Below are 13,144 nucleotides of genomic sequence, written 5' to 3'. Positions count from 1 at the left end.
CCGAATGTGATCTCGCAATTATAACAGATTGTTGGGCGTGCGGCCCGCAAGTACGTCCAAAATCGCCCTTGCCGTCGTTAACCCGACTAAACGGTAAGTTTCGATAGTTTCCGCCGCCGTATGAGGCGTCGTTACGATACGGTCCGTCGTCAGCAGCGGATTGTCGGCTCCGACGGGTTCATGCTCGTAGACGTCGATGGCCGCCCCGCCGAGAGGGCCGTCCGTTAGCGCCTTGCGGAGCGCCGCCTCATCCACGACCGTCCCCCGTGCAGTATTGATGAAGTAGCTGCCTCGCTTCATCATCCCGAATTGCTTGTCACCCATAATATGATAAGTTTCGGGCAGCGCCGGCAAATGCATGCTGACGATGTCGCTGGTGCTTAACACTTCCTCGAAAGAAGCCAGCGTCACGTTTAACTCCTTGGCGGCCGCTTCGTTCGGATATTTGTCGAAGGCTATAATGTCCACGTCGAAGCCTTGAAGCTTGCGTGCCAGTCTTCTAGAAATATTGCCGAAACCGAGCAGCCCGATACGTTTGCCTTGGAGCTCCTCCCCGACATGCCGATCCCAATAAGCCCTTCGAGCCGATTGATACAGATTCGGAATGTTGCGAAGGGCACTCAGAATCAATCCTACGGCGAATTCCGCTACCGCATTGGCATTGCCTCCGGGAACGTTCGTTACCTGAATGCCGTATTCGCGGGCTTTGTCCAGATCGATATTATCGACGCCTACGCCGAATCGGCCAATGGCTTTCAGTTGGGGAGCGAGCTTAAATACCTCTTCGTTCCAGGTATCCACTCCAGCGACGACGCCGCTGATATCAGGGACGACCGCGGACAATTCCTCGAAGGTCAACGGACGTCCGCGCATATTTTCAATGATCTCGCAGCCATTGCTTTCCAGCAGTTGTTTCGCTTCGCCGCAATAGATGGAATAATTCGTTGACGTGACGAGAATTTTTGGACGATTCGACAATGCCATCGTTCCTCTCCATGGATGTTTGGGGGAGTTCTTTAACCTTTCAAGGCTCCGGCTGCCAGTCCGCTTACAACGTAGCGTTGAGCGACAAGCGCGATCAGAATGATCGGAAGCGTAATGATGCATGCCGCCGCCATAATTCCGCCCCAGTTCACTTCGGAATACGAGATGAAGTTGAAGATTGCGACAGGCAGCGTCTTCGTTTTTTCTCCGGCCAATATAATCGAGAACAAGAAGTTGTTCCACGAGAAAATAATCGACATTAGCGAAGAGGTGATGACCCCCGGTCCCGATATCGGAAGCACGATGCGCAGAAACACCTTGAATTTGCTGCAGCCGTCAATCAGCGCCGCTTCTTCGATTTCTTGCGGGAGAGATTCGAAGAAAGGAATCATAATCCAGATGATAAAGGGCAGGCCGACGAGCATGTGCGTCAGAATGAGTGCGGTAAACGTATCCACCAGCTTAAGTCCGCTGAACAGAATGAACCAAGGAATGAGGAACGTGATGGCCGGAATAATCCGGGCGACGAGAATCGTCAGCGCCAGTCCCTGCAGCTTGTAGCGGGCAATGGCATAAGCAGCCGGCAGCCCGAGCAGCAGAGAGCCCAACGTAGAGCCAAGCGCGACGACAGCGCTGTTGCCAATATATTTCATAAAGTTGTATTGCTCGAATACCGCGCTGTAATTTTTTAATGTCGGCTTAAAGATAAGCAAATTGTCGGTGGACATAATCTGCGCCTGCGTCTTGAAGGAGGCGAGCACCATCCACAGCAATGGGAAGGAAAAAATCAGAATAATCAGCCATGCCGAAGTGGACAGGAGCGCTGCTTTTGATTTTTGCTTTATCACGGTTTACGCCCCCAATCTCTTGCGAATCCAGATCATCAGCAATGTGAAAATCAGGATGATGGTGAAAAAGATAACGAGCAGTGAAGAAGCCGAGCCGAGCTTGAAAAATTGGAACCCGAGCATATAGGTGTAAATGTTCAGTGTCTCGGACGCGCTTCCCGGACCGCCTTGCGTCGTTGCATAAATAATATCGAACGTCTTAAGCACATCGATCAGCCGCAGCATCATCGCCACGATGATAGTCGGTCGCACGAGCGGAAGCGTAATATAGATCAGCTTCTGCCACGCCGATGCCCCGTCCACCTCGGCGGATTCATACGGGTCCTTAGGCAAGGTGGACAACCCAGCCATGACGATTAGGCACACCATGGGAGTCCATTGCCAAATATCGATAATCGCCAAAGACGGAATAGCCTGATTCACATTGCCCAGCCATTCCAGCGGCTTGAATCCGAACCACTTCAGCATCATGTTCGCCGCGCCGATGGTCGGCTCGTAAATGAGGAGCCAGACAAGACCCATGGCGACCGGAGTGGATACCATAGGCAGCAGGAACAGTGTTTTGGCGATGTTCTTGCCTTTGTATTCACGGAACAGTACAAGGGCTATCGCGACGCCCAGCACCGTTTCCACAACGAGTGCCAGTACTGTGAAATACAAGGTTGCTTTAACCGATTGCCAGAATCTTTCGCTGTTTAGCAGCTCGATGTAATTGTCCAATCCGACCCATCTCGGCGGCGTAACCGCTGACATGCTCCATTCGAAAAAGCTGATTCTCACCGTGTAAAAGATGGGGAACGCCATCATCAGGATGACGAATAAAACGGCCGGCAACGTAAATACCCATTTTATGTTCTTGTCTAGCCAAGCTGTGCGCATCAACGTCACCCTTTCCTGCTCTTCCCGGCAAGGCTTCCCGCCGAGGGGAGAAGAGCTGCAAGGTGCTGCTCTTCCACGCCAGCGGAGGGGAGTGCCGTTATTTCATTTGTGCTTTACTGAGAGTAGCTCAGCGAGTTCACTTTGCTTTCTCATTGTCGATGATTTTCTGGAACTCGACGTTCGCTTTCTCTGCTGCTGCGGTGATGTCTTCGCCTACGAGACCCTTGATAATGATCTCACTGATGACGTCGCGCGCTTCGCCTACTTTAATGACTTGCGGACGATCATGCCCGATGGCGGTTTTCACGGATTCCTGAATGACGGGAATATAGCCTTGCGGGAAGCCGGCTTCGCCTTCCGGATCATTCCAGACGGAGGTACGGGCACCCGGCGTGCCATGCAATTGCAGCTTTTTGACCATATCCTTGCCTGTTACCCATTGGATAAAGGCCCACGCTTCATCTTTGCTCTTCGATTGCGAATTCATGGACAATGCCCACGCCGTAATATTGTACGGCTTGGCTCCGGAACTGCCGGAAGGGAAAGGCGCGAATCCAACTTGATCGGCAATCGTCGACTTATCCGGATCGGTGGCATTCGGGTAAACCGTGCTCGTATCCGTGAAGAAGGCGGCTTTACCTTGGGCGAATACTCCCATCGCTTGCGGCCAGCCCATGTTGAGCACGCCCGGAGGTCCGTAGTTTTTCAGCAAATCTACGTAGAGCGCCGAGGCTTTAATGAATTCCGGCGTATTCAAGGTCGCCTTGTCACCGTTCTGGAAGTCGCCGCCCTCGGAGAAGACAAACGAGGAGAGCTGGGTGACAAGCGCGCCCTTCTGACCGCGCGCGACGAAGCCATAGATACCTTTGTCCGGATCGTTCAGTTTCTCGGCTGCGGCTTTCAACTCGTCGAGCGTCTTGGGGACTTCGATTCCGGCTTCCTTCAGCAAGTCCTTGCGATAGTACAAGATTTGCTGCTCCGTAAGCATCGGGATACCGATCAAGTTGCCGTTGGCCGTAGCCGACGACAGCGAGGATTCGCTGAAGTCTGCCAGGTCGAAGGCCGCGTCCTTGGAAGCATAATCGTTCAGCGGCTGCAACCAACCGTTCTTCTCGAACAGCTTCGTTTCCTCAAGCGGTCGGATCGTGAACACGTCGGGCGTGGCGCTGCCGGCCGTCATCTGTACGCTCAGCTTCTGACTGAGCTGTTCATTCGCGAATACTTGGAAGTCGACCTTCATCCCTGTCGCTTCTTCGAACTCAGGCAACTGCGAGCGAATATATTCGCTCGTAGAATTGCTGCCGATATAGACGGACAACGTTTTTCCTTTGAAAGGCTTGTCCCCGTTTGCCGCCGGAGAGCCCGACGCAGTGGAGCCCTCCGATGCATTGTTGGAACCGCATCCCGCCAGCAAACTAACGGTCAGTACTGCGCTCACCGCTGCGGTGAGATAAGGCTTTCTCCTGAAGTTCATGAATGATCCCCCTTAGTTGTTATCGCTTACATCATTAATTGTAATCAGCCCTGAACCTCGTCGATATGGTAACTATTTAACATCGACTATACAGATTTAACGCGTTTAGGAGGATTGGAGAGCCTGATCCAGCTGTTGCTCCAACTCTTGCAAGCTGTCCCGAAGCGCGGCGGCGTCTTCGCTAATGAGATCGAGCTGCGGATTTTTCATATGACCCGCGTCCACGCCTCTGAATTTCAAAGCTTCTTTGAAATAAGCCATGTTGCTGCCGTTTTTGAGTGCTTCGCAGAAGCGGATGGCGAGTCGTTGCAATCTGCGCGCTTTCGTCAGATCACCGTCAATGAAAGCTTTGTAGACGGCGACGAAAGGCTCTGGATATACGCCTGAGATGCCGGAGACAACTCCGTCGCAGCCCATAGCGAGCGCGGGAAGGAACAGTCTGTCTGCACCCGGCAGAACGGAGAACTTTTCCTCGTTGATCGTTAAATAATCGTTAATCCGCAAATAGTCCGGATAGCTGTATTTGATCCCGATGACATTGCCGCATTCCTTCGCAATCTGCCGGGCAACCTCAGGCTTCAGATCGTTGGATGCGCATTGCGGGATGCTATACAAATAGATCGGGAAATCGGAAGGGACGCTATCGGATAAAGTCTTATAGTAGTGGATCAATTCCCGGTCGTTCGCGCCGAAGAACACAGGAGTGACCGCGCCAATGCCGTCCGCGCCGATTTCATGCGCATGCTTGGCAAGCTCGACCGTCTCGGTCGCGTTCATCGCGCCGACGTGGATGAATACCGTAACCCGGCCGTTAGCCGTCCGGACGACCGCCTCCGCTACCCTTTTCCGTTCCTCCACCGATACTCGAAGCATTTCTCCGGTCGTGCCGAGCGGGTACAAACAATTGACACCTTTTGTAATCAGAAATTCCGTTAATCGTTCCACTTTATGCGTATCTACCTTGCCCTCTGAATCGAAGGGGGTGACCATTGCTGTCGTAACTCCGTAAAGATGTTTCATCCCTGGTTCAGCTCCTGTAAATAGATGATGACGCTCCCCGTCCGTGCTTGGCTTTCAAGGGATAAGCGCGACTTTAATAACCTCGTTTTTCTTGCCGACGATCATCTCGAAAGCTTTCTGAACTTCCTCCAGCGGAAGCTCCGTCGTTATGGATTTAACGTCTATCTTTCCGTTGGCAATCATTTTCAATACGGGAGCGGCCTCGAATACATAGCCGGTAATCCCGATGAGACTGACTTCACGGAACAGAAGGGGCTGTACCGGGATCGTGATCTCATTGGAGGCAAAGCCAAGAGCCATAACCTTGCCGCGCCGCTTCGCCGCTTGAACGGCCAAAGCGTAGGTATCGCTTACGCCGACGGCTTCAATGACAACTTCTGCCCCCTTCCCGTCCGTCTCTTCCATGATGACTTCTAACGCATTCTCCTCGCGGGAGTGAATAACCCGATCCGCTCCGAACTTTTTCGCCATAGCCAGCTTGTGAGGGGAGGTACCTACGGCAATAATTTTACCGGCACCTCTTAGCCTTGCAATCTGAATGGCAACTAGACCGATTGCGCCGGTGCCGATGACGACGAACGTATCGCCGAACCGGCTTTGCGACTCGTTGACGGCGTGCATCGCATTGCCGACATAATCGAGAGACGCGCCCTCGGCGAAGGTTACTTGATCGGGCAATAGGTTCAACTGCTTCTGCGGTACGGCCAAATACTCGCACATGGCTCCATGCGTGAATTTGAGCTTCGATGAACCGAAGATGAATCCGTTCTCGCACAGATTCAGCCAGCCGTGACGGCAAGGCTCGCATTGTCCGCAAGACCATTGCGGGTCAAGGGCAACGCGATCCCCGGGCCGCCAGCCCTCCACGCCCTCGCCCAGACGTTCGATGACTCCGGCTGCCTCGTGGCCCATAATGAGTCCCGGTCGCCGCCGAACGCCGCCGTCCTCGGTCATCCCGTGAATATCCGATCCGCATATGCCCACCGCCATGATGCGAACGAGCACTTCGCCCGATTGCGGCTCGGGAATGGGGCGCTCTTCGATTGCAAACTGGAAAGCACCTTGGACAACCGCCGCTTTCATCACTTGGTCGTATTCTCCTTCCGTATCTCACCTTACCCGCTGACCCCGAGGTTCGAGTCTGTTCCGATCTCTTCACAGTCTGTTCGCAGGAGCGGACTCGGCCATCTTTTACAGCGGGAGTGGTTTTATTGTAGGCGCTTGCGCCTCGCCATGGAAGGACAATAATTTAACATCACGGTCTAATATTAGCGTGTTTGAAATGGAGTAGAAGATCAACTGTGCCGTGACATTCCCGGGACTACATAAAAAAAGAAGTGCCGAAAAGCCCGCTGGGCTTTTTCGACACTCTGAGGTTTTACACTTAGTCGTTAGAAAGAGAAAAGCTTTCTAAACGATAAAGACGACAATAAAGAATCCATTACGTTACTCAGAATTCGCTCTCGAGCACGGATGGTGCAATATAGTGCCAGAAAGCTACTTAATAGAAAATCGTTTAATCGGGCCGCTTACCGGTCAAATAACGCCTCTCCGTTCCGTTAGCGAAACAGCGGCTTAATCCCGCAATCCAAGCTGATTTCACTCATTTTGGCAATGCGTTGCCATTGTGGTCTACGAATACATGAGCTCCCTCGCATTTGATCTTACCTTCCGCGAGATCGATAATTCCTGGCGCGGGCATAGAAGGATCGTTTGTTGCTTGGGGGCCGCCCATATCGGTTCTCAGCCATCCAGGATGAACCGCGTAGATCTGAATTCCTTTCGGTTCAAGCAAATGATGAAGCTGATGGGAAAATAAATTGAGCGCTGCCTTGGAGATCGCGTAAGAATAATCCCCTCCGTAAGCTCTTTCGAAGCTACCCGATGCAGACGAAATGTTCACGATCGTACTTGAGCCAACAGGCAGCAGCCGCATGAAGTGCTTCACCATTCGTACCGGACCGTATACGTTCACATCCATCGTACGTTCTAGTTCGGAAATATCGAGCTCTTCCAAGCTGCGCTCCCTGCCGATTAGGACCGCAGCATTGTTGATAATGGAATCGATGCTCCGTCCTTCCTTCCGCAGCCGATTTGCTAAGCTGGCGATCCCAACCTCGTCGGATACATCCAGAGGCACGATCTCGACCATTCCCGTATATTGCTTTGCAATATTGATCAAGCTGCCGGCCGCTTGTGACGATACATCCCGGACTCCTGCCCAAACCCTATGTCCCCGCTTTGCTGCTTCCAGCACAAGCATGAGTCCTAGGCCTCGATTCGCACCCGTAATTATGATATTCATTCCAATATCCTCCCCTGAAAATTAATCTCGTCCGAGATCCTTAATTCACTTCGTCTTACGCACAGCGACAATCGATATTTCGAAGCGCTGCTCCTTAGAACTAAGCAAATATTTGTCCATCGTTGGCGCATAGCCGCAGCTATGATTGCCGATTCCGCTCTGTCCGGCATCAAGCTTTACGATCGTCTCGTTCAGACGCGTCAGCTGATGAATGTGACGAGCTTCGGTCATATCCTTGGTCGAATAATGATGAACGCTCATCTCGTAAGGAAGCTTACCCTTGAACCGCAAGCCAAGCCCTTGCTCATTAACAATCGCGGACCAGCGCACCTCTGACTTATTGCCGTTCTCCTGAGGCTTCTCATACGGGACAAATTGTTCTTCAACAGTTCCGCTATACACTCCTAGCTTTCCACTTTCCTTGCGATCCGGGTAGCATTCATGAGGACCTTTGCCGAACCAGCTAAGTTGATCATAGTTGTCCGCCAGACGAAGCTCTAAGCCGAATCGCGGCAAAGAAGGTAATTCCTTCAAGGGATCAAGGGTAGCTTCGATGTTCACCTGTCCGCTACGGTTAATCTCATAGTGGATGATAGATCGGAATGCTAGTCCTTCCCCTTTAGCTCCCAAAGTCATTTCGACCGAAAGACGGCAGATGTCTTCATTATTCTCGCACGCCGTAAATTTGCGAACGTCGGCAACGAGTCGATTATACCCAGCTTTGATCCATTCCTTGGCTAGATGGACATCGTTGTCGACAGGAGCTCTCCACAGGTTCAGCTTCGGTCCGGAGATGAGCACATTCTCACCCTGATGCTCCCAAGCCGAGATCCATCCTGTGAGCTTATCGAAGGTAATCCGAAAGTCTTCGCCGGAGACGATCATCTCCTTCTTATTCTCTTCTGCCCGCAGCGGACGTTGCTCAGCTATAGCCGCAGATACGGCGTTAGTGCCTTTTACGGGCAATTGCAAATCTGCCCATGCGATTTCATGTCCCGCTTCCGCCCACGAAGTATCGTCGCTAAGCACAAATCGAATGTGAATCCAATATTCACCGGGAGAATCCAACAATGTATCCTTAAGCGGCAACTCGATGATGTCCTCCGAGCCGGCTTCCGTTGACAGGGGTTCAATCGCTCCTCCATCTATCTCTACGCCTTCCCGCATCAGCTTCCATTCGCCATATAGATGCGAGAGCGTTATGAAATGATAGCGATTCGTAATGCGTACTCGACCGGCAAGCAAATCGATCGCTTCAATCTTTACGGGCTCTATCGCTTTTTTGTATTCAAGTATCGAGGGCTTCAGACCGCGATCGGGGAACGTAAGCCCGTCCATACAGAAGGGCCCGCTATGCGGTTCATCTCCAAAATCTCCGCCATACGCGTACCAGCTCTTCCCTTCATTCGTACACTGAAGGATGCCTAAATCGGACCATTCCCATATTAGTCCGCCGAGCAGTCGGGGATAAGCGTACACCGCATCCCAATATTCCTTCTGGTTACCCGTGGAATTTCCCATGGCATGGCCGAACTCGATCATCAGATAAGGACGCGGGTCATCCTTTACCCCTTCCGCGATCAGCATATCGACGGATGGATACATCGTGCTAACGACATCGACAACGGGAGCTTCATAGGCTCTTTCATAATGGACAGGCCGCGTTGGATCCGCTTCTCTGATCCAATCTGCCATGGCATTGTGATTCGGGCCATAGCCGGATTCATTGCCTAGAGACCAGAGAATAACGGATGGATGATTCTTATCCCGCTCCACCATCTTTCTCGCCCGTTGAACATAAGCTTCTCGCCAATCCTCATGCTTACTTAGATAACTCTCATCCTCGATAAAGTGAAAGCCATGGGTTTCCAAGTCGGCCTCGTCGATCGCGAACAAGCCGTATTGATCGCATAGATTCAACCAGCGGGTATCGTTAGGATAGTGGGACAGCCTAACGGTATTGACATTATGCTGCTTCATCAGCTTAATATCCGCTACCATATCATCCATCGTCGTAACATAACCGGTAACCGGATGGAATTCATTACGATTTACGCCTTTAATAATAATGGGCTTCCCATTGATGTACAGTTGACCCTTTCTAATCGCAATATCGCGGAATCCGACGGATTTCTCCTTAACCTCCTGGATCACATCGTCAGCATCGTATATCGTTAACAGCAGCTGGTACAAGTAGGGGGTTTCCGCTGTCCACATTCGGGGAGCTTCTAACTGTTCCGATAGCGTGATACTCGATTCGGAACCGTCTTCCGGTTGAAGAGAGTCTTCATAATAACGATCGAAAATCGTCTCTCGCTGCTCGTCTATTAATACCGCACGTAGCCTCCATGAACGATAGATCCCTGAGTCTGCCTCTCGATCCTCATTCCGTGCTTGCGTTATTTTCAGCTTCATTTCCAGCTCGGCACTCTGGTAATCGCTGGCCAGTATCGTACGCACGCGAGCATCTTCAATGGTCATATCCGGAAGCGACAATAGGAACACATCCCGGAAAATCCCGCTTAGACGCCACTTGTCCTGGGATTCTAGATAGCTGCCATCGCACCACTGATACACTCGCACGGCCAATACATTATTGCCGGACTGAAGGAAAGAAGTAATATTAAACTCCGAACGGTTATGACTGCCCTGGCTATATCCAACAATACGACCGTTTACCCACACATGGAAGGAAGAGTCCACACCGTCGAAGACGAGCCTCGTCTGCCTAGCGTCCCATCCCTCTTTGAGCTGAAACGCCGTGCGATAACTACCAACCGGATTCATGAGCGGCACGTTCGGCGGATCTATCGGGAACGGATAGGGACAGCTGCTGTAATGGGGGCTTCCGTATCCATTCATCTGCCAATTTCCTGGTACCGGTATTTGATCCCAATCTTCATCTCTGAAATCGGTTACAAAAAAATGGGTAGGAGCCAAATCCGGACTTCCAGCATAGCTGAATTTCCAGCTTCCATTTAATACATGATAGTAGGGCGATGCCCTGCGATTTTTCTCCAAAGCGCTATTCCAGTCCCCGTAAGGAAGCAAGTCTGCCCGCGGGGCTACCGTGTTGCGATCCAGTATATTTAAGTTCATCCAATCCGGTATTTCAATATCGATTGTGCTCATATCCATCCCCCAGTTCCGCTGTTTAAGACGAGCATATTTAAGCATATCCCCTTCACCGGAACTGGCAAAGGGGACAATTCTGACTTCTATGATTGAAGATTCTGCTTATTTTAACGTAATAACCTCATAACGTTGCCCTACTTGCGTCGTGAACTCTATAGCACCATCAGCCGCAATCTCACTCGATACTCCTTCAATTGCGACTGTCTCGGATACTCGCAATCTACAATTCCCGTTCAAGGATGCTTGAATAATCGCATGATGCAATCTCCCCTGCTCCCATTCCATGCTAATTTCATATCCGCCGCGGGCGCGAAGTCCTTTCACGCTGCCGCTGCTCCAAGCTGAAGGCAATGCGGGCAGCAAATGTAATTCGCCTGCATGGCTTTGTACAAGCAGCTCGGCAATACCCGCGGTAGCCGCAAAGTTCGCTTCGATCGAAAAAGGGTAAAACGTAATTTTCGGATGCCGATGCGCGTTAAAGAGATTAGGAAACGGATTGCCGAGCAGTTTTCGTAAATATCCGTAGGCGTTGTCCGGATCTTCCAGCCGTGCGTAAATGTTAATATTCCAAGCAAAGCACCAACCGATCGTATCCGTGCCCTCATACACTCGACGGCGATCTAAAGTCTTTCGTACGGCTTGCGCCAGCTCAGGCGTTCCGCGAACCGTAATTTGGTTGCCCGGATGCAGTCCGTATAGATGAGCCGTATGTCGATGGCCCGGCTCCGCTTCTTCAAAGTCCCGGAACCATTCCTGAAGCTGCCCATGCCGGCCAATCTGAAATGGCAATAAACGATCGTAGGCTTGGCTCAGCGTATCCCTGAAGCCATCGGTTTCGTTCAATATCCTATAGCTTTCCATGCAGTTAGCAAATAGCTCGCGCATGAGCGCAATATCCATCGTAGAGCTCATCCCAACTGCGACATGCGATCCATCCGGCGCGATGAACGTATTCTCCGGCGATGTCGAAGGAGACGATACGAGATTCCCGTTCTCATCCTCGACCAGATAATCGAGGCAGAACATAGCCGCTTCCTTCATGATCGGATAGGCGACATCCCTCAAGAAATCAGCATCGCCATTGTAGGCATAATGCTCCCATAAGTGCTGGCACATCCAAGGCCCTGTCATCGGCCAGTAAGCCCAAGTCGCCGGTCCTTTAGACGGTCCTCCCTGCGGTGTGGCAGTCCGCCATAGATCAACGCCATGATGCGCGGTCCAGCCCCGAGCGCCGTAATAGACGTCTGCCATTTTACCGCCTGTCGTCCGAAGATCGTTAAGCATATCGAATAATGGATAATGGAACTCTGCGAGGTTACAGCTTTCGGCTGGCCAGTAGTTCATTTCCGTATTGATATTCGTCGTATAATTGCATGACCAAGGCGGCTTCGTCATGTTGTTCCAGATGCCCTGAAGATTGGTGGCCTGCGTGCCGGGCCGCGAGCTGCTGATCATCAAATAACGGCCGTATTGGAAAAATAACGCTGCGAGCTGCGAGTCCTCCCCGCCTTCCCGCACAGCAATAATACGTTCATCCGTAGGCAGCCCGGTTCGGCTCTCCCCGCCCAACTCCAACTCCACTCGATCGAAGTACGGTTGAAAATCCGCGACGTGCCGCTCCCTCAATTGTGCATAGCTATAACGAGAAGCCTCGGCTATCGAGCCTTCGCACAGCTCTGCCGGGTTTTTCCCCTCGGTTACGGGATCCTTGTCATAGCCGTTAAAGCTGGTAGCTGCACTCAGCAGAAGCGTTACCGCCTTCGCGGACCTGACGAGCAAACGTGCGCCATGCGTCTCGACATGCCCTTCCTCCGCTATCGCCTGAAGTTGAACTTGAAAGCGTACCCCTTTGTTCTCCTCGAAGAATACCGTTTCTTCGGCAGGGCTACCCATTGGATCCATACGACTAGGGGCTGCACCAGCCATGAAAATGCGATCCACACCTATTTTTCCTGTCGTATAATTCAACGCACTGCACAATGAAGCATGCAGGTTTATTTTTTTGGGCTGATCCGCAGTAATCCGAATAACCATGACTTGATCGACGGCTGAAATGAAAGCTTCACGAACATAAGTCGTATCTCCATGCGTATATTCAGTGCGGCTAATTCCGCTGCGAAGATCCAACTCGCGGCGATAGGACTGTACGTTGGAGCCATGCTCCATCTCCAGCTCCAGGTCACCCAGTGCTTGATAAGCTTCAGACCAAGGACCGAGCATATGATTCTCGATAACCGTCTGAGCTTCCCGGTATTGCCCAGCAAAAATCAACTTACGCGATTCATCCAAATGCTTAACCGCTTCCATATTGTCGGCTTCCCTTGGCGAGCCCGTCCACAGGGTGTCCTCGTTTAACGAAATGCGCTCTCGTTTAATGCCGCCATAGACCATGCCACCCAGTCGGCCGTTCCCGAGCGGCAGTGCTTCCACCCACTCCTCGGCTGGATCTTGATACCAGAGCAGCATCGCGTTGTTTTTACTTATGCTCCTTATGCTCAT

9 protein-coding genes are annotated in these 13,144 nt (G+C 51.8%); all 9 read right to left on the bottom strand.

Annotation, left to right across the window (positions count from 1 at the left end):
* Positions 1–18: 18 nt before the first annotated feature.
* Positions 19–984, bottom strand: a complete 966-nt coding sequence (locus HH215_RS01465) for a phosphoglycerate dehydrogenase (RefSeq protein WP_169278285.1) — start codon at positions 982–984, stop codon at positions 19–21.
* 32 nt (positions 985–1,016) lie between these two features.
* Positions 1,017–1,829 (bottom strand): carbohydrate ABC transporter permease, encoded by an 813-nt coding sequence (locus tag HH215_RS01460; RefSeq protein WP_254450527.1) that lies wholly within the window; start codon positions 1,827–1,829, stop codon positions 1,017–1,019.
* A 6-nt stretch (positions 1,830–1,835) separates the two neighbouring features.
* A complete protein-coding gene (locus HH215_RS01455; protein WP_169278284.1) occupies positions 1,836–2,711 on the bottom strand; it encodes a carbohydrate ABC transporter permease in 876 nt (291 codons plus the stop codon).
* A 136-nt stretch (positions 2,712–2,847) separates the two neighbouring features.
* Complete coding sequence (locus tag HH215_RS01450; protein WP_169278283.1) at positions 2,848–4,185, bottom strand: ABC transporter substrate-binding protein; 1,338 nt, start codon at positions 4,183–4,185, stop codon at positions 2,848–2,850.
* Positions 4,186–4,290: 105 nt separating this feature from the next.
* The gene (locus HH215_RS01445; protein ID WP_169278282.1) at positions 4,291–5,205 is read right to left on the bottom strand and encodes a dihydrodipicolinate synthase family protein; all 915 of its coding nucleotides are present in this window, start codon (positions 5,203–5,205) and stop codon (positions 4,291–4,293) included.
* 54 nt (positions 5,206–5,259) lie between these two features.
* Complete coding sequence (locus tag HH215_RS01440) at positions 5,260–6,288, bottom strand: zinc-dependent alcohol dehydrogenase (protein ID WP_254450526.1); 1,029 nt, start codon at positions 6,286–6,288, stop codon at positions 5,260–5,262.
* A 520-nt stretch (positions 6,289–6,808) separates the two neighbouring features.
* The gene (locus HH215_RS01435; protein WP_169278280.1) at positions 6,809–7,510 is read right to left on the bottom strand and encodes an SDR family oxidoreductase; all 702 of its coding nucleotides are present in this window, start codon (positions 7,508–7,510) and stop codon (positions 6,809–6,811) included.
* Positions 7,511–7,555: 45 nt separating this feature from the next.
* Positions 7,556–10,642, bottom strand: a complete 3,087-nt coding sequence (locus HH215_RS01430; RefSeq protein ID WP_169278279.1) for a glycoside hydrolase family 2 TIM barrel-domain containing protein — start codon at positions 10,640–10,642, stop codon at positions 7,556–7,558.
* Positions 10,643–10,747: 105 nt separating this feature from the next.
* Positions 10,748–13,144, bottom strand: coding sequence for a glycoside hydrolase family 95 protein (locus tag HH215_RS01425; RefSeq protein ID WP_169278278.1), 2,397 nt, complete (start codon positions 13,142–13,144; stop codon positions 10,748–10,750).

This window comes from Cohnella herbarum (assembly GCF_012849095.1).
Lineage (GTDB): Bacteria > Bacillota > Bacilli > Paenibacillales > Paenibacillaceae > Cohnella > Cohnella herbarum.
This window is presented reverse-complemented; position numbering and strand designations above follow the sequence as displayed.

Bases quoted from the DNA above. Each gene is read 5' to 3' on its own strand.
- HH215_RS01465 (WP_169278285.1), bottom strand. From the start codon at position 984: ATGGCATTGTCGAATCGTCCAAAAATTCTCGTCACGTCAACGAATTAT.
- HH215_RS01455 (WP_169278284.1), bottom strand. From the start codon at position 2,711: ATGCGCACAGCTTGGCTAGACAAGAACATAAAATGGGTATTTACGTTG.
- HH215_RS01450 (WP_169278283.1), bottom strand. From the start codon at position 4,185: ATGAACTTCAGGAGAAAGCCTTATCTCACCGCAGCGGTGAGCGCAGTA.
- HH215_RS01445 (WP_169278282.1), bottom strand. From the start codon at position 5,205: ATGAAACATCTTTACGGAGTTACGACAGCAATGGTCACCCCCTTCGAT.
- HH215_RS01440 (WP_254450526.1), bottom strand. From the start codon at position 6,288: ATGAAAGCGGCGGTTGTCCAAGGTGCTTTCCAGTTTGCAATCGAAGAG.
- HH215_RS01435 (WP_169278280.1), bottom strand. From the start codon at position 7,510: ATGAATATCATAATTACGGGTGCGAATCGAGGCCTAGGACTCATGCTT.
- HH215_RS01430 (WP_169278279.1), bottom strand. From the start codon at position 10,642: ATGAGCACAATCGATATTGAAATACCGGATTGGATGAACTTAAATATA.
- HH215_RS01425 (WP_169278278.1), bottom strand. From the start codon at position 13,144: ATGAGCATAAGGAGCATAAGTAAAAACAACGCGATGCTGCTCTGGTAT.